The sequence below is a fragment of the Pseudomonas sp. YJ42 genome, assembly GCF_047225135.1.
Classification (GTDB): Bacteria; Pseudomonadota; Gammaproteobacteria; order Pseudomonadales; family Pseudomonadaceae; genus Stutzerimonas; species Stutzerimonas stutzeri_E.
The window spans coordinates 4147919-4167553 of record NZ_CP178378.1 but is presented as its reverse complement, the minus strand read 5'-3'; the positions used below and the strand labels follow the sequence as shown (position 1 = coordinate 4167553).

At 60.3% G+C, this 19635-nt stretch carries 17 protein-coding genes and 4 pseudogenes; 11 read left to right on the top strand and 10 right to left on the bottom strand.

Annotation, left to right across the window (positions count from 1 at the left end):
• Nucleotides 1–174 precede the first annotated feature (174 nt).
• Together ACL0K2_RS19245 and aldA are read left to right on the top strand one after the other, a co-directional pair.
• Nucleotides 175–2331 carry a PQQ-dependent dehydrogenase, methanol/ethanol family gene (locus ACL0K2_RS19245; RefSeq protein ID WP_413043238.1) on the top strand — a complete coding sequence of 719 codons (2157 nt, stop codon included), beginning with the start codon at nt 175–177 and terminating at the stop codon, nt 2329–2331.
• Between the two features lie 16 nt (nt 2332–2347).
• Nucleotides 2348–3784, top strand: a complete 1437-nt coding sequence (gene aldA, locus ACL0K2_RS19240) for an aldehyde dehydrogenase (RefSeq protein WP_413043237.1) — start codon at nt 2348–2350, stop codon at nt 3782–3784.
• 138 nt (nt 3785–3922) lie between these two features.
• Here aldA and ACL0K2_RS19235 read toward each other — a convergent pair whose 3' ends face one another.
• The 5 genes from ACL0K2_RS19235 to ACL0K2_RS19215 form a co-directional block, all read right to left on the bottom strand.
• Nucleotides 3923–5836: a sigma-54-dependent Fis family transcriptional regulator gene (locus ACL0K2_RS19235; protein ID WP_413043236.1), complete on the bottom strand. Its 1914-nt coding sequence runs from the start codon at nt 5834–5836 to the stop codon at nt 3923–3925.
• Between the two features lie 216 nt (nt 5837–6052).
• Nucleotides 6053–6922: a helix-turn-helix domain-containing protein gene (locus ACL0K2_RS19230; protein ID WP_413044493.1), complete on the bottom strand. Its 870-nt coding sequence runs from the start codon at nt 6920–6922 to the stop codon at nt 6053–6055.
• 153 nt (nt 6923–7075) lie between these two features.
• Entirely contained in the window at nt 7076–7492 is a 417-nt protein-coding gene (locus ACL0K2_RS19225) for a nuclear transport factor 2 family protein (protein WP_413043235.1), read from the bottom strand.
• Between the two features lie 59 nt (nt 7493–7551).
• On the bottom strand, nt 7552–8163 hold the full coding sequence (gene wrbA, locus ACL0K2_RS19220; protein WP_413043234.1) for an NAD(P)H:quinone oxidoreductase: 612 nt from the start codon (nt 8161–8163) through the stop codon (nt 7552–7554).
• Nucleotides 8164–8273: 110 nt separating this feature from the next.
• A complete protein-coding gene (locus tag ACL0K2_RS19215; RefSeq protein WP_413043233.1) occupies nt 8274–9194 on the bottom strand; it encodes a LysR family transcriptional regulator in 921 nt (306 codons plus the stop codon).
• 100 nt (nt 9195–9294) lie between these two features.
• On the opposite strand from ACL0K2_RS19215, the gene ACL0K2_RS19210 reads away from it, so the two are divergent.
• The 5 genes from ACL0K2_RS19210 (at nt 9295) to ACL0K2_RS19190 (ending at nt 12850) form a co-directional block, all read left to right on the top strand.
• A complete protein-coding gene (locus tag ACL0K2_RS19210; protein ID WP_413043232.1) occupies nt 9295–10218 on the top strand; it encodes a pirin family protein in 924 nt (307 codons plus the stop codon).
• 171 nt (nt 10219–10389) lie between these two features.
• A complete protein-coding gene (locus ACL0K2_RS19205) occupies nt 10390–11154 on the top strand; it encodes an SDR family NAD(P)-dependent oxidoreductase (RefSeq protein ID WP_239610760.1) in 765 nt (254 codons plus the stop codon).
• Between the two features lie 214 nt (nt 11155–11368).
• Nucleotides 11369–11542 carry a hypothetical protein gene (locus ACL0K2_RS19200; protein ID WP_239610761.1) on the top strand — a complete coding sequence of 58 codons (174 nt, stop codon included), beginning with the start codon at nt 11369–11371 and terminating at the stop codon, nt 11540–11542.
• A 25-nt stretch (nt 11543–11567) separates the two neighbouring features.
• Complete coding sequence (locus ACL0K2_RS19195; protein WP_239610762.1) at nt 11568–11825, top strand: Atu4866 domain-containing protein; 258 nt, start codon at nt 11568–11570, stop codon at nt 11823–11825.
• A 107-nt stretch (nt 11826–11932) separates the two neighbouring features.
• Entirely contained in the window at nt 11933–12850 is a 918-nt protein-coding gene (locus tag ACL0K2_RS19190) for an AraC family transcriptional regulator (protein ID WP_239610763.1), read from the top strand.
• A 230-nt stretch (nt 12851–13080) separates the two neighbouring features.
• Here ACL0K2_RS19190 and ACL0K2_RS19185 read toward each other — a convergent pair.
• A pseudogene (locus ACL0K2_RS19185) lies at nt 13081–13272 on the bottom strand (MFS transporter); the annotation flags it as partial.
• Between ACL0K2_RS19185 and ACL0K2_RS19180 the strand changes: the two are divergent.
• Nucleotides 13247–13366, top strand: a pseudogene (locus ACL0K2_RS19180) (integrase); the annotation flags it as partial. The pseudogenes ACL0K2_RS19185 and ACL0K2_RS19180 sit on opposite strands and share 26 nt — an antisense overlap.
• Here the strand turns inward: ACL0K2_RS19180 and ACL0K2_RS19175 are convergent.
• From ACL0K2_RS19175 to ACL0K2_RS19165, 3 genes are read right to left on the bottom strand one after another with little or no spacing between them, the layout of a single operon-like run.
• On the bottom strand, nt 13366–14286 hold the full coding sequence (locus ACL0K2_RS19175; protein WP_413043231.1) for an EamA family transporter: 921 nt from the start codon (nt 14284–14286) through the stop codon (nt 13366–13368). The pseudogene ACL0K2_RS19180 and the gene ACL0K2_RS19175 sit on opposite strands and share 1 nt — an antisense overlap.
• Nucleotides 14283–15014 (bottom strand): hypothetical protein, encoded by a 732-nt coding sequence (locus ACL0K2_RS19170; RefSeq protein ID WP_239610765.1) that lies wholly within the window; start codon nt 15012–15014, stop codon nt 14283–14285. Before ACL0K2_RS19170 ends, ACL0K2_RS19175 begins: the two co-directional genes overlap by 4 nt.
• Before the next feature lie 11 nt (nt 15015–15025).
• On the bottom strand, nt 15026–16402 hold the full coding sequence (locus ACL0K2_RS19165) for a saccharopine dehydrogenase C-terminal domain-containing protein (protein ID WP_239610766.1): 1377 nt from the start codon (nt 16400–16402) through the stop codon (nt 15026–15028).
• Nucleotides 16403–16920: 518 nt separating this feature from the next.
• On the opposite strand from ACL0K2_RS19165, the gene ACL0K2_RS19160 reads away from it, so the two are divergent.
• Nucleotides 16921–17160, top strand: coding sequence for a hypothetical protein (locus ACL0K2_RS19160; protein WP_239611609.1), 240 nt, complete (start codon nt 16921–16923; stop codon nt 17158–17160).
• Here ACL0K2_RS19160 and ACL0K2_RS19155 read toward each other — a convergent pair.
• Nucleotides 17148–17479, bottom strand: a pseudogene (locus tag ACL0K2_RS19155) (IS30 family transposase); the annotation flags it as partial. The gene ACL0K2_RS19160 and the pseudogene ACL0K2_RS19155 overlap by 13 nt on opposite strands.
• 24 nt (nt 17480–17503) lie before the next feature.
• Between ACL0K2_RS19155 and ACL0K2_RS19150 the strand changes: the two are divergent.
• Both ACL0K2_RS19150 and ACL0K2_RS19145 read left to right on the top strand, forming a co-directional pair.
• Nucleotides 17504–17807 (top strand): annotated as a pseudogene (locus ACL0K2_RS19150) (IS3 family transposase); the annotation flags it as partial.
• A gap of 261 nt (nt 17808–18068) precedes the next feature.
• On the top strand, nt 18069–19523 hold the full coding sequence (locus ACL0K2_RS19145) for an MBL fold metallo-hydrolase (RefSeq protein WP_413043230.1): 1455 nt from the start codon (nt 18069–18071) through the stop codon (nt 19521–19523).
• Nucleotides 19524–19635: the final 112 nt, after the last annotated feature.

Below are 19635 nucleotides of genomic sequence, written 5' to 3'. Positions count from 1 at the left end.
CAGCGGTGCAACGGCCCGGTTGCGACAGACCGCTTCAACCGCACCGCCCCTGCTCGCGCAAGGCCGCGTCGCCACTGGCTCCGCAGCCAGATCGGAACGGCTGGCACAGCGGTTGCTCTCCCTGAAATACCTGCCCCACGGGGCGGCCAGACCAATAACAAGAGAGAGCCTGCGATGAAACAATTCGATCCCTATTCGGGCCGACGGCCCACCGCCCTGCTTGGCGCCAGCCTTGCCGTCCTGCTGTCCCTGCCGCTGCACGCTGCCGAAGTCGACGGCAAACGCATCGCCAATGCCGACGCCGAACCCGGTAACTGGATGAGCCATGGGCGCGACTACGGCGAGCAGCGCTACAGCCCGCTGAAGAAGATCACCGATGACAACGTCGGCGAACTCGGCCTGGCCTGGAGCTACAAGCTGGACATCGACCGCGGCGTGGAAGCCACGCCCATTGTGGTCGACGGCGTGATGTACACCACCGGCCCCTTCTCCATCGTCTATGCGCTCGACGCGCGCACCGGCAAGGAAATCTGGAAGTACGATCCCAAGTCCGACCGCTCCCGCGCGGGTGAGGCCTGCTGCGATGCGATCAACCGCGGTGTCGCCGTGTGGAAGGGCAAGGTCTACGTCGGCGTGCTCGACGGCCGCCTGGAAGCCATCGATGCCAAGACTGGCGAGCGCGTCTGGTCGGTCGATACCCGCTACGACAAGGCCCGCAGCTATTCCATCACTGGCGCGCCACGTGTGGTCAACGGCAAGGTGGTGATCGGCAACGGCGGCGCTGAGTTCGGCGTGCGCGGCTATGTCACCGCCTACGATGCCGAGACCGGTGATCAGGCCTGGCGCTTCTTCACCGTGCCGGGCGATCCGGACAAGCCGGCCGAAGGCAAGGGCATGGAAATCGCCAAGAAGACCTGGCACGGTCGCGCCTTCGTCGAACAGGGCGGTGGCGGCACCGCCTGGGACTCTTTCGCCTACGACCCGGAGCTGAACCTACTCTACATCGGTGTCGGCAATGGCTCGCTGTGGGATCCGATCTGGCGCAGCGAGGGCAAGGGCGACAACCTGTTCCTGTCGTCGATCGTCGCGGTCAACGCCGATACCGGCGAGTACGTCTGGCACTACCAGACCACCCCGGGCGATGCCTGGGACTACACCGCGACCCAGCACATGATCTTGGCCGACCTCGAGATCAAGGGAAAACAGCGCAAGGTGCTCATGCAGGCGCCGAAGAACGGCTTCTTCTACGTCATCGACCGCGCCACGGGCGAACTCCTGTCTGCCGAGAACATCGTGCCGATCAACTGGGCCAAGGGTGTGGATCTGAAGACCGGCAGGCCCATCGTCGACGACGAAGCCGCCGCCTACTGGAAGGGCGAGAAAAAGGCCAAGCTGGTCCAGCCGGGCTTCTGGGGCGCGCATGACTGGCACCCGATGTCCTACAGCCCAGATACCGGGCTGGTCTACATCCCCGCGCACATCATGTCGGCCTGGTACGAGCACGTGCCGGATGCGCCGGCGCGCAACAAGTTCAAGAGCATGTACCAGCTGGGCCTGAAGACCGGGATGATGCCCGAGGATCCGGAAGGCCTGGGCAAGTACGCCGACACCTGGTCCGGCAAGCTGATCGCCTGGGACCCGGTCAAGCAGCAACAAGCCTGGGAAGTGCCCTACGTCACCATCTTCAACGGCGGCACCCTGAGCACCGCGGGCAACCTGGTGTTCGAAGGCAGCGCCGACGGCCGCGTCATCGCCTACGCCGCCGACACCGGCAAGAAACTCTGGGAGCAACCGGCTGCCAGCGGCGTGATGGCGGCGCCCATCACCTACAGCGTGGACGGCGAGCAGTACGTGACCTTCATGGCGGGCTGGGGCGGTGCCTTCTCCACTTTTGCCGGCGCCCTCTCGCTGCGTGCCGGTGTGCAGCCGTACGCCCAGGTGCTGACCTACAAGCTCGGCGGTACGGCCGAACTGCAGGAACCCGCGCCGCGTGAGGATGCACCCAAGCCACCGCCTTTGACGGCCGATGCGGCTACGGTCGAGGCCGGCGCCAAGCTGTACGACGGCTACTGCTCGCAATGCCACGGTATCCACGCGGTCAGCGGCGGCGTGCTGCCGGACCTGCGCATGCTCGCCCCGGAAAAGCATGAGCAGTTCCTCGGCATTCTCCACGGCGCGCGCATTCCCGATGGCATGCCGTCGTTTGCCGAGGCGTTCAGCATGGACCAGATGGGCCAGATCCACCAGTACCTGATCAAGCGTGCCCACGACCGCGTGGAGCACGGCCCGAACGACCTGCCGCAGCCGACCCAGAAAACGGCCAGCAACTGACCCTCAGGAGACCGACATGACTGATCCAATCACCTACCAGAACTATATCGACGGCGCCTTCGTCGCCTGTGACAACCTCATCGAGGTGCGCAACCCGGCCACCGGTGCGGTGCTTTCCCGCGTGCCGGAATCCGACGCTGCCACCGCCGAACGCGCCATTGCCGCAGCCCGTGCTGCGCAAAAGGGCTGGGCGCAGAAGCCGGCCATCGAACGCGCCGGATACCTGCGCGCCATCGCCAGCAAGATTCGCCAGAACGCCGAGCGCCTGGCCCGCGTCATCACCGAGGAAGGCGGCAAGATCCAGCGCCTGGCGCTGGTGGAAGTCAACTTCACCGCCGACTACCTCGACTACATGGCCGAGTGGGCGCGGCGTATCGAGGGCGAAATCATCACCAGCGACCGTCCGGGCGAGAACATCTTCCTGTTCCGCAAACCGCTGGGCGTGGTGGCCGGCATCCTGCCGTGGAACTTCCCGTTCTTCCTGATCGCCCGGAAGATGGCGCCCGCGCTGGTGACCGGCAACACCATCGTCATCAAGCCCAGCGAGGAGACACCAAACAACTGCTTCGAATTCGCCAAGCTGGTGGCCGAGACCGACCTGCCCAAGGGTGTGTTCAACGTGGCCTGCGGCAGCGGTGCCGGCGTCGGCAGCGCGCTGACCACCAACGACAAGATCGACATGATCAGCTTTACCGGCAGCGTCGGCACCGGCCAGCGGATCATGGCCGCCGCGGCGCAGAACGTCACCAAGCTCAACCTGGAGCTGGGCGGCAAGGCCCCAGCGATCGTCATGAACGACGCGGACCTGGACCTGGCCGTAACCGCCATTCGCGCCTCGCGCATCATCAACACCGGGCAGGTCTGCAACTGCGCCGAGCGCGTCTACGTGCAGCGCGGCGTGGCCGAGCAGTTCATTGAGCGCATCGCCGGCGCCCTGGCCGAGACGCGCTACGGCGACCCGATCGCCCAGGCGGACGTGGAAATGGGCCCGCTGATCAACGAGGCCGGGCTGCGCAAGGTCGAGCAGATGGTGCGTACCGCACAGAGCCAAGGCGCACAGGTGATCACCGGCGGCGCCGTGGCGGACCTGGGCAAGGGCTTTCACTACCAGCCGACGCTGCTCGCCAACTGCTCGCACGACATGGAGATCATGCGCCAGGAAGTCTTCGGCCCGGTACTGCCGGTGCAGATCATCGACGACCTGGACGAAGCCATCGCCCTGGCCAACGACTGCGAGTACGGCCTGACCTCCTCGATCTATACCCGCGACCTCTCCACCGCGATGAGGGCTGCGGCTGGTCTGGACTTCGGCGAAACCTACATCAACCGAGAGAACTTCGAGGCGATGCAAGGCTTTCACGCCGGGGTGCGCAAGTCCGGCATCGGTGGCGCCGACGGCAAGCACGGCCTGTACGAGTACACCCATACTCACGCGGTTTATCTGCAAAGCTGAGTGACTTGAGCTGACCAAGAACCCCGCCCCGGCGGGGTTCTTTTTTATGCGATCGAGCGATGACTAGCGCCTGACCCTAGGGTGGACCGAGGGGCGCTCCGCTTCAATCCACCGAAAACACCGAGTCACCTACGAGCATCATTTGCGCAGCGCGGTGAGACCGTAACGGTGCAGCTTGCGATAAAAGGTGGCGCGGTTGATGCCGAGGGAGCGAGCGGCCGACGTGACATTGCCGCCGTGCTGTTCGAGTGTCGCTTGCAGATGGGCCGCTTCGGCAGCGTCTCGGGTCGTCTCCAGCGACTGCGCAACGGGTGCCCGCTCCGCAGGCACCGACATGATCTCCGGCGGCAGACAATCGAGACCGATTATCCCGTCGTCCGCCAACGCGACCGCACAGCGCAGCACGTTGATCAGCTGGCGCACGTTGCCAGGCCACCCATAAGCGGCCAGACGCTCCATCGCCTCGGCGGTCAGCTCGACGTACTCATTCCCCGCCTCACGTTGCAGAACGCGGCGGATAAGCCCCGCGCGATCCGCCCGGTCGCGCAAGGCGGGCAGCCTGACCGTCAACCCGTTGAGTCGGTAATAGAGGTCCTCACGAAACTCGCCCGCAGCCACCATGGTGGGCAGGTCGCGATGCGTCGCGCACACCAGCTGCACGTTCAACGACACCGGTGTTGCGGCGCCCAGCGGCACCAGCTCCCGCTCGGCCAGCACGCGCAGCAGCCGCGTCTGCAGATGCGCCGGCATATCGCCGATCTCGTCGAGGAACAGCGTCCCGCCATTGGCCTGTTCCAGCTTGCCTTTCATCCCCTGACGGCTAGCGCCTGTAAAGGTACCGGCGCGATAGCCGAACAGCTCGCTCTCGATCAGCGACTCCGGGATCGCCGCGCAATTGAGCGCAACGAAGGGCCCCCTGGCGCGCGCGCTGGCGTGATGGATCGCCCGTGCAAAGGCTTCCTTGCCGGTGCCGGTCTCACCGGTCAGCAACAGCGGAATGTCGCGATCGAGCACGCGCCGCAGCTTCTGGACGGAGCGTTGCAGACCTGAGTCCTCCCCGGCCAAGTGCTCAAGCGTCGGCTCTGCCGGAACGACGCTCAGGCCACGCTCGTTCCTGGCGCGCCGCGCGGCGGTGGCCGGCATACGCAGCGTGACCTCCAGTGCAGGCCCGCCGGCCAGCCGTAGATTCGCGGCGTGCTGGCCACCGTGCGTCAGGGTTATCAGCTCATCCAGGGACGTCGACAAGACATCCTGAACCGCCACCCCCAGCAGCGCGCTCCCTTGGTCGGCGGCCACAAAAGCCGCTCGGTTGGCTCCGAGAATTCGGCCCGCCGCATCAAGCGCCAACAACCGCTCGTTGCCCAGGTCGCCGACATCACCGCCCAAGGTCAGCATTGCGTAACTGGCATAGCGCTGGCGGAAGCTGGCGTTCTCGATGAGTCGCGCGTACAGGCTCACCAACTGCAGTGTCAGATACTGTGCCTGCTTCGGCCCGCCACTGTTGAGGCAGGAGGCATTGAGACACCCCAGCAACGCACCCTGAGGATCGAACAGCGGCGCCACCGAGCAACTCAACATGGCGTTGCTGCTGAGAAAATGCTCGTCCCGGTGAATGATCAGCGGCTGGCCCGCGGCCAGCCCCGTACCGATACCGTTGGTCCCTACCAGCGACTCGTCCCAGCAACTGCCGACCACCAGCCCCGAGTCCGCATAGGGGCTGTATTCCCCAGGCAGCCGCGCATCGAGCGTGATACCGCGGCGATCACTGAGCAGTACCGCAAACCCCGCTGGGTTCAGGCGCCGCGAGAGCCCTTCCATGCCCTGGCTCGCAATGGCCAGAAAGTCATGGTGCTCTTCTTGATGCAGGCGGATCTCGTGATGTTCAAGCTGAACGTGAGAAGCGGATCGAGCGGGATCGAGCCCGTGCTCATGGACGCTGCGGTACCACGATTCCGCTATCAACCGATCCGGATTGGATCCTCGGTCGGCGAAATGCGTGGCGACGAATGCGGAGAGTTCGGTTGGAAGCTCTGATGGCGGACGCGCGATCATGCGGGACTCCAAACAAGGCGCCGAGTCGGGCCATGCATAATTGTTCGTATCGGCCGCCGCAGCAGCCAAAACCAAGCCTAGCACGGCCGCTCCAGGCAGGGCTGTCTGCCTGCCCGGTTGAGGTAATTAAGGTGACAGCTTCGGGAGTTGAACTTCGCAACCCCGCGCAGCTGAGGTGCTCCTTTCGGTGCAGAGGGGTAACGATTGAGAGAGCGGTCACGCCTGGCGATAGGCGCTGGGCGTGACGCCTACCTCGCGGCGAAACACCTGGGAGAAATGGCTGGGACTCGAGTAACCGACTTCCAACCCGACGTCGATGATGCTGCGGTCCGTCTCCAGCAGTAGATTCCGGGCGCGGCTCATGCGCAAGCGAATGAAGTACTGCGAGGGTGACAGCCCGGTGGCGCGCTTGAACATCCGGCTGAAGTGGTACTCGCTCAGCTCCGCGACCTGCGCAAGATTCGCGAGACTGAAGTCTTCGGCCAGACCCTCGTTCATCGCCTCGATGACCCGGCGCAGCTTGTAGGCCTGCAGCGCATTATTGCGCCTGGCGCCGCGGCGCGGATCGAGGTATCGGCGCACCAGATGCACCGCCAACGCCTGGGCGAGGCTGTGGGCGAAGAGGGGACTGGGTTGGCGCTCGTCGATGAACTCGTGGCGCAGTTGCTCCAGCATCACGCTGATCCGTTCATCCTGAGCGCCGGAAATATCGAGGAAGGCTACCGGGTCGGCGTGGGTGCCTAACACGTCGCGCGCAGCCTGATCGATTAGCGGCAGGCCGAGGTATAGATGCATTACTTCGAAGGTGTCGCAGCCTTGCGTCTGCCAACGCATTTCGTAGGGCTCGCTGGTGTTGGTCAAAAAGAAGTCACCGGCCTTGACGCTGGATGCCTGCCATTCTCCACCGAGGTCACGCTCTTCGACGCGGGCCGCTCCCTCCAGCACCCATACCAGAAGCGGCTCGACTACCGCGGGGACTAGAATCGGCTCGACGATGCTGCGATGGCTGAACCGCAACACCACCACATCCTGCATCTGCGGGCGCGACGGCAAGGCCCGCGGCGCACCGGGCAGGTGATGCAGCATCGATTCGCCCGTGATGCGCAGAGCATCGCTGGCTGCAAGGTTCTGGGAATCTGCTTGGCGCACAGGATGCTCCCGCGACAGAGCCCTCTGGCGAGGGCGGGTGTCGTTAGGGTAACGCAGCGGCGGCGGCTTTTAAGAGGGTGACGCGTCAGATCAACTGGCTAATGCAGGGATGGGCGCATCCAGCGCAAGGGCAGCCCGGACCGGGTCGAAGTATTCGCGGATGAACGCGAGCTTGCCGTTCTTGACTCGCACGAACAGCACGTAGTCCTGCTCGTAGCGGCGTCCGGTCGGTTTGATCAGGCCCTCGGCTTTCACCTCGGCGCTGGCTTCCAGTGGGTTCGCGCCGGGGTGAATTCGTAAGTCAAAGAAGCGGAAGTTCTCCACTGCGCCGACGAACCAGCCGACATGGCCAAGCACCTGATCGCGCCCGTCCAGCCGCGCCGGGTGACCAAGTGCGGGAGCGAATGGCAGCTCCCACGCCAGGTCATCGGCGATCAGGGTTTTCCAGCGTTCAGGGTCATCGACGAAGGTTTCGAAATGCAGGCGCAGCAACTGTTCGGCGTTCATGGTGGTTGCCCGTATCTGAGGTGGATAGGAAGGGCTTGCACCAAGCAAGCCCGGGACGATCAGCCAAACAGCTTGCTGGCAGTCTTGGCGATCAGCTCGCCCTGATGGCGGGCGCCGTCCAGCTCGATGTCGCTGGGCTGGCGTGAACCGTCGCCGCCGGTGATGGTGGTCGCGCCGTAGGGTGCACCGCCCACCACTTCGGAAACGCTCATCTGGCCTTGGTGGCTGTAAGGCAGGCCAACGATGGTCATGCCGAAATGCAGCAGGTTGGTGATGATCGAGAACAGCGTGGTTTCCTGGCCGCCATGCTGGCCGCCATGCTGGGTGGCGCTCGCCGTGAAAGCGCCGCCCACCTTGCCATTGAGCGCACCGCGCGCCCAAAGCCCGCCGGCCTGATCGAGGAAGGCGGCCATCTGGCTGCTGATGCGGCCGAAACGGGTGCCGGTACCGACGATGATGGCGTCGTACTGTTCGAGCTCGGCGACCGTCGCAACCGGTGCGGCCTGGTCCAGTTTGAAGTGGGCACCGCGGGCGATTTCTTCCGGGACCGTCTCCGGGACGCGCTTGACGTCCACTTGTGCACCGGCCACTCGTGCGCCCTCGGCTACGGCGTTGGCCATTGTTTCGAGATGCCCGTAGGACGAGTAATAAAGAACCAGAACCTTAGCCATGAGATGCCTCCATTGAGTAAGTGCCAGCGGCCGTGTTGCCGCGATGGAGGCAATGTCTCATGGCGCTACGATCGAAAATAGAAGACTAATTTCGAGAGTTAGGTTCGACTTTATCGAATAGTTAAAGCCCGTTCGGATACCTGCGCTTTGAACCGTTCTATCAACCAGTTCGCTGCCGGGCCGGGCGGTGTGTCGGTGCGGTAGATGACATCGAAGGTGTAGTCGCCGACGAAGCAGTCGGGCAGGTCGAGTTGCACGAGGCGGCCGCTGGCCAGGTCATCGCGAACCATGTCGATCGGCATGTTGCCCCAGCCGATGCCTTCTCGAAGCAGCATGTGTTTGGCGCCTAGGTCCGCCAGTCGCCAGGTGCGCGTGCCGACCACGGCGAACTCCTGATCCTCGGTGAGCCGGGAGCGGTCGGTCAGGACCAGTTGCACGTGCGTGCGCCCAGCGCCCGGCGCGTGCGGGCCCGGTTGCGCCAGCGGGTGGTCGGGCGCGGCCACCGGAACCAGCGCCACCTTGCCTACGCCGATACGTTCGATGCCGTCGATGCTGGCGGTCAGCGGTCCGCTCACGCCCAACGTGGCGCCGCGGTCGAGCACGCGTTGCGTCACCCCGCCAAGGGCTTCGATATGCAGGTGCAGCGACACGGTGGGAAATTCCTCGCGAAAGGCTTTTAGCGCATCGACCACCCGTTCGCGGGGCAACATCACGTCGAGCACCAGATGCACCTCGGCTTCCAGACCGTGCAACAGCCCACGGACCTTGGCTCTCAGCCCGTCGATGCCGCTATAGATGGTGCGGGCTTCGGCCAGCACCGTTCGGCCGGCGTCGGTCAATTGCGGTTTGCGGGTGGTTTTGCGGTCGAACAGGCTGACGCCCAGCTGCATTTCCAGATTGGCAATGGAGTAGCTCACAACCGACGTGGCGCGGTGCAACTTGCGCGCCGCGCCAGCAAAGCTGCCGACATCGACCACGGTGAGAAACACGCGCAGTTGATCGAGCGTTGGGGTGCCTGGGCCTGAAATCATTTCTAATCCCTCGAACGTTTCGATGCATATTATCCGGGTTTTGCAGATAAGCCAGCAGGACTAGAGTGACCTCACCTTCACCGATTCAACGAGACCGGCCATGACCCTGCAAACCTCCGCCACCGGCGCCATCGAGCAAATCATTCTTCCCAACGTCCGCGACATCGGCGGGTTCGATGTGCGCCGTGCGCTGCCTTCCGTGCAGCGGCGGATGGTCGGGCCGTTCATCTTTCTCGACAGCTTCGGGCCGGTGGTCTTCGGGCCGGGAGAAGGCATGGACACCCGCGCGCATCCGCACATTGGCTTGTCGACCATCAGCTACCTGCTGCAAGGTGAAATGCTGCACCGCGACAGCGCCGGGCATGTCCAGCAATTGCGTGCAGGGGAAATCAACCTGATGACGGCCGGGCGCGGCATCGTCCACTCCGAGCGATCCAGCGATCCGGTCTGGGCCAGCGGTGGCGGGCTCATGGGCTTCCAGGCCTGGGTCGCGCTGCCCGAGTCGCATGAGAAGGCCGAGCCTGGCTTCCAGCATCTGCTGGCCGAGCGTATTCCGCATATCGACGGTGACGGCGCTTCGCTGAGTCTGCTGGCCGGTTCGCTGGACGGCCTCAAGTCGCCCAGCCGGACCGTCTCGGACCTGTTCTACGCCGATCTCCAACTGCAAGCGGGCGCACGTTATCGCCTGTCGGCCGAACATATCGAGCGCGCGCTGTATGTCGTCAGTGGCGAGGTCGAAGTGGTGGGGCAGCCGGAGCGATTCGGGGCCGATCGCCTGGTCGTGCTGCGCCCGGACAGCGAAGTGGTGCTGCATGCCATCGGACCCGCACGGCTTCTGCTGCTTGGTGGCGAGCCACTGGAAGGTCGTCGGCACATTTACTGGAACTTCGTGTCGAGCCGGCCCGAACGCATCCAGCAGGCAGCCGAAGACTGGCGCGCGCGGCGCTTCCCCGATGTGCCGGGCGATGAAGATTTCATTCCGCTGCCAGACGATTCCCAGGTGCGCTGGCGTTTCAAGACGTGATCTGCGCCGGCTGACCCATGTTCTACGTCGGCGCAAAACCCCGACAGCCCCGGCAAACCTGCGAAAGCCCGCCCCAGCGCATTGCGAGACAGTGAAGCTGTCGATAACGACAGCGCCTCACGGGCGCCGAGCCGGCGAATGTCTCCTCGGCTCGCAACGCAGGAGAGCACCATGACTGATTTCACGCACAGCATTCCTCACGAAGTCGAAGGCAAAGTTGCGCTGGTCACCGGCGCCGCCAGTGGCATCGGCAAGGCGATCGCCCTGTTGCTGCATGCACGTGGCGCCAAGGTCGTTGCCGAAGACCTGAACCCCGCCGTCGAAGATCTCGCCCGTCCCGGGCTGGTCCCGCTGGTGGCCGACATCAGCGAAGACGGCGCCGCGGAGCGCGCGGTCGGTCTGGCTATCGAGCAGTTCGGCCGGCTGGACATCCTGGTCAATAACGCAGGGATCATCATCAACAAGCTGGTCGTCGACATGACTCGCGAAGACTGGGAGCGCATCCAGGCGGTCAATGCCACCGCGGCATTCCTGCATTGCCGCGAGGCGGTCAAGGCAATGATGCCCAACAACTCCGGGGCCATTGTCAACATCGCCTCCTATGCGTCCTACTTCGCCTTTCCGACCATCGCCGCCTACACCGCGTCCAAGGGCGCGCTGGCCCAACTGACCCGCACGCTGGCGCTCGAAGCCATCGAGCATGGCATTCGCGTCAATGCCATCGGCGTTGGCGACGTGGTCACCAACATCCTCAACGATGTCGTTGAAGACGGCCCGGGTTTCCTGGCCCAGCACGGTGAAGCCGCGCCTATCGGCCGTGCTGCGCAGCCTGAGGAAATTGCCGAGATCGTTGCCTTTCTCGCCTCGGATCGCGCGAGTTTCATGGTCGGCTCGGTCGTCATGGCCGACGGCGGCATGACCGTCAAAGCCGGCTGATCGAGTTGCACAAGCAGCGGCCGGCCGGATGGGGCAAGTGAAGCCGTGAATCGACAGGGACGTCGGCAACGCCATACAGGATCAGGCAAACGCGCGACACGTTCGACATAACGGCCCAACGGCCACTCTCCCTAATCTGGACTCACGAAACGGATGACACCAAACGGCCCGGACAGGCCATCCGTACCCGCTATTCGACTTGTAGGTCATCACCATGAAAAACATCAGCCAACTGTTGATCGGTACCGCCCTGAGCGCCTTCATCGTCTCCACCGCGAACCTGGTCCCGGTCGGCCTGGCCGTCGCTGAAGATGGTGCCGAGCGTAACCCAGGATTTCGCGTCGCCGAAGACGGCTCGGAGCGCACCGCCATCAGCCGCCTCGGCTGATGGTTCCGCAGATGGAGCGCCTGACATGCAAAGCACGCAACCTTCTGTCGCAACTCACCCTTATGCCGGCATGTGGATTACCGCTGATGGATACATTCGCCACGAGTTGCTGCCCAACGGGCGCTACGACGAGGCACGAGGGAATCGCAAGAGCGCCTATCAGGGACGCTACGAGGTGGAAGGCGACTACATCCGTTACCGGGACGACACGGGCTTCACCGCGGACGGGGAATTTCGCGATGGCATTCTCTACCACGCCGGTATGGTGCTCTACCGCAGGTAATAGCCAGCCCGGCGTCTTGACCGGGCTTCTCTCGTCTCGCCGGCATACGGATTCGTGGCATCAGTGATTGGCTTTGCTAACCTTTGACCACTCTCGAGGGCCTTCACATGGATACGAACAACGATTCCGACCTCCAGAACACCGCAGCCTACCGCGCCGAACTGATACGGATACTGACGCGGCGGATCCCCAGCCCCGGCACCTACGAAACAGCCATCGCACCGCTGCACGTCATTCGCATGGACGCGCCGTCCGAGCTCATCCACACCGTGCACCGACCCGCGCTCTGCCTGATCGTTCAAGGGCGCAAGGATGTCGGCCTGGGTGATGAACAGTACCGTTACGACCCCCTCAACTATCTGGTGGTATCGGTCACCTTGCCCGTCTCTGGACGCGTGATCGAAGCGAGCCCTGAAGCGCCTTACATCTGTATTCGGCTTGATTTCGATCCGGCTGAAATCGCCCAGCTGATCGCCGAAGCGCCGCCCGCTGGCGTGCCGGACGAGCCGAGCCGCGGCCTGTTCCTCGACCGCATCGATGCTCCGTTGCTCGACACCATGCTGCGCCTGGTGCGCCTGCTCGATACGCCACGGGACATCGGCATGCTCGCGCCGCTGGCCTTGCGCGAGCTCTATTACCGCTTGCTGCGCGGTAGCCAGGGGCGTCGGCTCTACGAAATTGCGATCGGTGATACGCAGACGCACCGGGTGACGCGAGCGATCGACTGGCTAAACAAGCACTACACCGAACCCCTGAGGATCGACGAGCTTGCCCGTGTGGCAAATCTCGGCAATTCGACACTGCATCACCGCTTCAAGGCGGTCACCGCCATGAGCCCGCTGCAGTACCAGAAGCAGCTGCGCCTGCAGGAGGCGCGCCGGCTGATGATCAGCGAAGGGCTCGACGTTTCCAGCGCTTGCTACCGCGTCGGCTACGAAAGCCCCTCGCAATTCAGCCGCGAGTACAGCCGTCAGTTCGGCTCACCGCCGTCAAAGGATGTCAGCCGGTTACTGCGCAGCGCTTGATGCTACCTACCACTAACTGTTGGGATTGGTTTCAGCCCGTTACAACTGCCGCTATTGGCCGAGAAGCAGCTAGTTAGCGAACGGCAGCCGTCGGCCGATTCTGTTGAAAAAGTAGCTTCAGCGGCCGGCCGGTCAGATGTGCCTGCTGTCGAAGTGGCTGCTGTCGAAGTGGCTGCAAGCCACTTAAAGTTGCCTTTCGGCGTTTCACTGAGCGTCCTTGCTCAGGTTTGAGGGGTTGGCGCGAAGGCCGTCAGCAGCGAGGCGATGCCGAACGCCACCAGGCCGGTGAGCAGCACGCGGCGGTAGCCGATGCGGTCGGCCATGGTGCCCATGGGCACCAGTAGGCCCGCCATCAGCAGCGGGTAGATATCGATGATCCACAGCACCTCGGTGGCCGAGGCGCCGAGCGCCAGGGTCAGCGAGCAATGGCTAGGGCACGTCAACATTAGCACGACACGTGCATATGATCGCCGTCAGCACCGACCAAAAGACTCACCGACATACAGAGTAAAGTACTATGCTTGTACCGGTTGGGCCATCGAAATTATTGAAACACCTGCCACAATCACAACGATTGAGAATAACTTCCGGATAAAACCGCCTGGCGCGATATCTTCGGTAAATAGTTTCGGAAAGAATTTGGTGACAATGTAGCCAAGGATCAAAACGAACAGCGGATGGATGCTGACTATGACAGCGACAAGTGCCGCTCCTCCACCAACAGCGAGTGCGGCCATGAAAAATACATACCCCCCAACGTCAAAGAGGTTTGTAAGTCCAAAGACGCAGAACTGATGCAAGCTCAGCTTTGATAGATCATTAAGTATCAAGGCTCGCCAGGCAGGCCACAAGAGAAGCAGAGCGCCACCGAGAGAGTATCCAGCGAAATTGAAAATCAAAACTGTTTCAAGTGATTTTGATATCAAAAGAAAATCAGATATCAGAGTTGAAATGGCACCGAAAAGCGCGGAAACCAGCAGAACCACTACATGCCTAGACTGACCAAGCCCTCGTACTGTCTGCCGAGACACGGAGAGCAAAAGTATCCCCGCTATGATTAAAAAGAACCCAAAAATTTGCCATTCAGAAGGTACGGAATGGAAAAATAACACAGACGCTATCAGCACAAAAACAGGCTCGGACTGATGAATTGGGATGACTGCTGAAACATCCATTTGTTCAAGGGAGTAGCTATAAGAAAAATACTGACCAAATATTGCCAATCCTGACAATAGATTGAACACAACGAACCAAAGCTCAACATCTTGAGGGAGAAACACCAGATAGATTACAGCCGCAAAGAAAATGTTCCCTATGCTCAACAGGAACACGAATGGTATATAGTGTGAGGTGATATTATTAATTGCGAACTTATCGACGATATTCGAAAGACTCCATAATACCGGCGCCATTAAGGCCAGGTACAACCATGTCATTGATCAGCTCCCAACTTACTGATAATCGTATTTTTACTATACGACAACAGCTCGCCTGAAAAATCATCCGTGTCGTGGTCAAATATAAAGGTATTGTTATACCCAAACCCGTCAGCTGTTTCGAACTTAATAATTTCGTCAAGTATCCCTGCCGCCTCCACGAACCTGTCTGAATGATGCGCCCTCAGCAGCTTCATAGCATTACCGTAATGTGCCGCCTCGTCGCGCGCTGCATTTCTGATCCATATAGACAAGCACTGCGGACCAAGCGTGTCAAAAAAAGAAAAATCCTGCTTGTAAGCTCTTGTGCTCGTTACTTCATCAAAAGCAATGGAAAGCAATATAGTGAACTCGTCTACAAGGAAGCCATCTATTAGATCAAAGCTGGGTTCACGCGAGCCTATTTTCCGATCTATATCACTCTCCTCCATATCAAAAAGGACACTGTTGATTCTGCGCAAGCCCCGGTAGTGGTTCTGTTCATCAAGATGCCATAGACATACAAACTCGATAAAGTCATCTGACAGCGCTAGGTCTTTCCGGTCCAGAAGGTATCTTAGAAAATACTTGGAATCGTACTCTGAACTCATGTCATGCCAGAAATGCACTTTGCGTTTGGCAATATCTTCTTCTGTTGCTGTGATGGAGGACGGGATGAGGCCCTTAAGTAGTTCTACCGAAGACCAGTCGTAACTTTTCAATCCGATAGCTGATTTCACGTAGCTCATGTAAGGGCCCCTTAGGCAAGGAAATTTTCAAATTGCCAAGCATCGTTGCTCTTCCGAGGGAAGAGGCCTTGATCATCCTTGATGGGTGACCAATCGGTGTATACCCCGACAACTTCACCAAGGTAGGGACGCGCGTAATCAAGTATGGCTTCGAAATCTATTTCATCAGCTTCCACAATTCCTTGTTGCGGATTGGCCAATGCCCACTTAATGCCAGACACAACGCCAGCAACCACTTGTAGTGACGTCGCCGAACAAAGCCCGTCTATTTTCTTCGCTTCGTGATTACTCAGCGTTGAACCCAGCCAATAAGCATTGTTGGCATGTCCCATTAGCAGTACGCCAAGGAAGTCAGCACCGGAAGCTATTTCCGTGCCGGAGAGTACTCGTTTACTTTCTTGAGGCTGCCACGATCGTCCGTTAAATTCATGGAGCGATAGGATAGCGTCACCGCAGGGGTGGTAGGCATAGTGAACAGTTGGACGGTACATGACCTCGCCATTTTCTATATGCGTTAAATAGTCAGCGATGGATATCGACTCGTTGTGTGTTATGAGAAAGCCTAGGCAGGGACCCTGTGCTGGCGTCCATGTTTTTACCCTGACGCTTGCGCCAGGTTTGTTAAGATAAATAGCACAGCGTGATCCGTTATGATGTTCCTGAGCATCTAGGGGTAGACCATCCTCATGCGTTCCCCAGCCAAGCTCAGCTGGCTGGCATCCCTCACTAATGAATCCGTCTACCGACCAAGTATTTACGAATTCATTCGGGCGTTTAGGCTCTAATGGAAGCTGGGTATCATGCTCTGCGATATGGATGGTGCGGATACTGAGTTTCGAGGCGAGCGCTGCCCAATCTTGCTGGGTGCGGGGCACTTCTTCGTCGTCGGGTATCAACGTTGACTTTAGGTTATGGAGGGCTTTCTTAATGAAGTGCGAGACGATTCCAGGATTTGCTCCGTGCGCGATAACCGCAGTGGGGCCTGTTGGAAATTGTTTCCTTAGGGCTAGCATCTCCTCTCGCAATGCATAATTTGTCCGGCCGGATGCTTCGATAGACGGGTCAACATAATGGCCGCCCCATGGCTCAATGCAAGTATCTATATACAGAGCTCCCCGCTCTTGGCAGTAGGCAACAAGGTCTGTGCTGGAGACATCAACTGATAGATTTATAACGAACGTTTCGGAATCTACCGTTGAAAGTAGTTCTTTATAGTTATCCTTTGTCACTGCAGATTGAACAAAGGTCAAACCGCTTATACAGCCTGGTGCTGATGGATTTTTTGGGTCAATGATCATTATCTTTGAGAAGACCTGACCCAGCTCCTTTGTCAGGATCGGCAGTAATGCGGTAGCTATAGATCCGTATCCTACAATAATTACTTTCAAAATTATTGGCCTCGCATATGGTTGTCAGGAATTTTCCAATCGCTGATAGTTACGGCGCTTCGAGCGACCACAGCGATGATGCCGACATATTAACGTAAAGACGTGGATAGTCGGCAGAGGGACTACTAACAGACAGACTGAGGAACAGTTTTATATTAATCTTTTATTGTGAACTTTTGATGAAGTACTGACGCGATTTCGGCTCCACAAAACCCAGAAGAGACTTAGCGACCGGGGATAGAATCTCGGAATATTTTCGTACTTCGCAAGCGTAAAATTCGCTGGAGTACCATGACTTTTAGTCATAGTGAAGCGCGAGGGATAGGAGATACTTAACTGCTGCTCGGACGAGCAGGACACCGGCACGAGTGGGAGCCGGTCACTCATACCGGCTCTTGCGCTGGTTGTTGGTGCAAAAACAGCTTCAGATAGGGCAGGATAGGTGGCGCACGACAGTTAGTCGCTAAGATCCAGCAGTGGCTGGCGCATGCGAACATCGGCACAGCGCGGATCTACGATTGAAGGCAGATACGGTCAGAGGACTTGCCTATCACCGTCAGGATCGGCAGATGGTTATTCGAGCGGTGGAGATGACGATTTGGCAACGCCAGGGTAACTGGTCGATGATTCCGCATTCGGATCGAGGCAGCCAAGGCGGATTCAACCGGTCGTCGCAACACAGGATTGTTGAACAGATTTTAGATACTCATTCAGAGCTTCAGCGGGTGTTTTCCAGCCGAGTGTTTATGGCTTCGTGAGAGATGCGCATGGATTCATCGTCCGGAAAATCGATCTGGAGCCGGTTGGCAATCTGTTCGGGCGGCCAGCCATTGACCCATTTACGGTCATTGCGATGTGGTTATTTCGACCTTTGAAGGGAGCTTGTCGAGGCCCGGCAATTCCGCCCCGATGACGAAACCAGCGAGTGCCTACTACGGATGAGACGCCAACGGCCTGTGCTGCCTTTTCGCTTGTGATGCCGGTTGCGATCTGCACCCAAAACAGCCGCTCGATCTCATTACGAAGTGACGGCGCGCCTGGCGAACGCATCGCTCCCCGGCCCGTCAATTTCTGCATCCCTCCTGCGGGTCGTCCCATAAACATTACGACCGGTTGAATCCGCCCCAATTCACCAGTGGTGACTACCAGCGCTTTGTGAATCGCAACACGCTAGTCTGCGCGTGAGTGCCGTCGGGCATTGCGGCGACAACGCGGCCTGTGAAGGCTTCTTCGGTCAACTCAAACGGGAGCGCGTTGCCCATCAGTTGTATCGAACACGTGATGAAGCGCGGGCAGAATTATTCGATTACATCGAACGATTTATAACCCACGCATGCGTCGTAGAGTCGCCAGGCAAGACCTGAAGTTTTCAGACCTTTCAAAACCGTCCGTGGAAATGGGGTAGAACCCCCCACTCCATCAGCGAAACCTAGGTCCGCTTCTGGCCGAAAGCGGCCGCGACCCCAAGCCGCGGCCGCAAGTAGAGAGGACACCCGGCGAACGGTACAACCGTATCCACTCTCGCACCGTAACCGAGCTCCCGCTCGGCGGTCGCCGGAAACTGTTCAACCCCGCCGGCGGCCAAATGCTTCATTAGCAAAAGCGGCTCGTACCGCTTTCCCTGCCTCGACTCATTGTCGGGGCATCCGCTGGTGAAGGAATTCCGATGAAGCATCCGAAACTCATCCATCACGGCGCTCATGAAGGCGTCACCGGGTCGTGCCATCAGTTGTGGATGGATGACAGCTGTAGCGTCCTTATCGATTGCGGCCAGTTTCAGGGGCAGGATGCAAATTCAGATGACGATGAGCTGGCGCTGGATTTCTCCATCGAGGGCATCAAGGCGTTGATCGTCACCCACGTGCACATCGACCACGTGGGACGGATTCCGAACCTGCTGGCGGCGGGGTTCAGCGGGCCGATCCTGTGCAGCGAGCCGTCCGCCCGGCTGTTGCCGATCGTGCTGGAGGACGCCTTTCGCCTGTCCATCAGCCGTGATCAGGCGCAACTGGAGCGTTATATCAAGGTAGTCGAGCAGCGCATCATCGCCCTGCCCTACGGCCACTGGTTCACCCTGAACGAGACGGATAGCGGCGGCTGCCGGGTACGCTTGCAGCCGGCCGGGCATGTGTTGGGGTCGGCTTATGTCGAGCTGGAACTAAGTGACGCCGAGGGCCCGGCAGAGCGGGTGGTATTCAGCGGTGACCTGGGCGCTCCGCATTCACCGCTGCTACCTGACCTGGTGCCGCCCGAACGCGCGGACCTGCTGATTATGGAAAGCACTTATGGCGACCGCCGGCATGAAGACCGCGTGCATCGGCGCGAACGGCTGCAGGCGGTCATCGAGCGGGCCCTGGCCGACGAGGGCACCGTGCTCATCCCCTCGTTCAGCATTGGCCGAACTCAGGAGCTGCTGTACGAGCTGGAAGAGATCCTCCATGAGCGGAGCGAGTTGGTAGAAGCGGACAGGACGGTGGGCGAATCCGGGCGGCAAGCGCAGGAAGGCGATCCCGATATCGACTGGCCGCAGATTCCGATCATTCTCGACTCGCCGTTGGCCAGCCGATTCACCGCAACCTACAAGGAGCTGCAGGCATTCTGGGACGAAGATGCTCGCGATCGTATGAAGGAAGGCCGCAAGCCGCTGTCGTTCAAGCAGCTCATCACCGTCGACAGCCACGACGAGCATATGCGCATCGTCGAGCACCTCACCCAGACCGCACGGCCCGCAATCGTCATCGCGGGCAATGGGATGTGCTCGGGCGGGCGGATCGTCAACTACTTGAAAGCGATGCTGGGCGATCCGCGCCACAATGTGGTGTTCGTCGGTTATCAGGGCAAGGGCACGCCGGGGCGCGACATCCAGACCCATGGACCGGATGGTGGTTTCGTCGATCTGGACGGACAGCGCATCGACATCCGCGCCGGTATCGACAGCGTCGGTGGCTATTCCGCACACGCCGATCAAGCTGACCTGGTCGGCTTCGTCACCCGGATGACGGAATGGCCGAAGGAAATCCGCCTCATCCACGGCGAAGACCAGGCCAAGCAGCGACTGGCCGATGTGCTGCGGGCTCGGTACCGGGAAGCCGGAAAGAACGGGGAGATCACCATCCCCTAGGTTGCCGCCCCTGGCGCGCATGTCTGTAGTACCGGTATGGATGTGTCGGAGCGCCCCGTGCACAGCGGGATCCGTCCTTTGACGGCTCGCTTGTTACCGGTGCTAGAGTGCG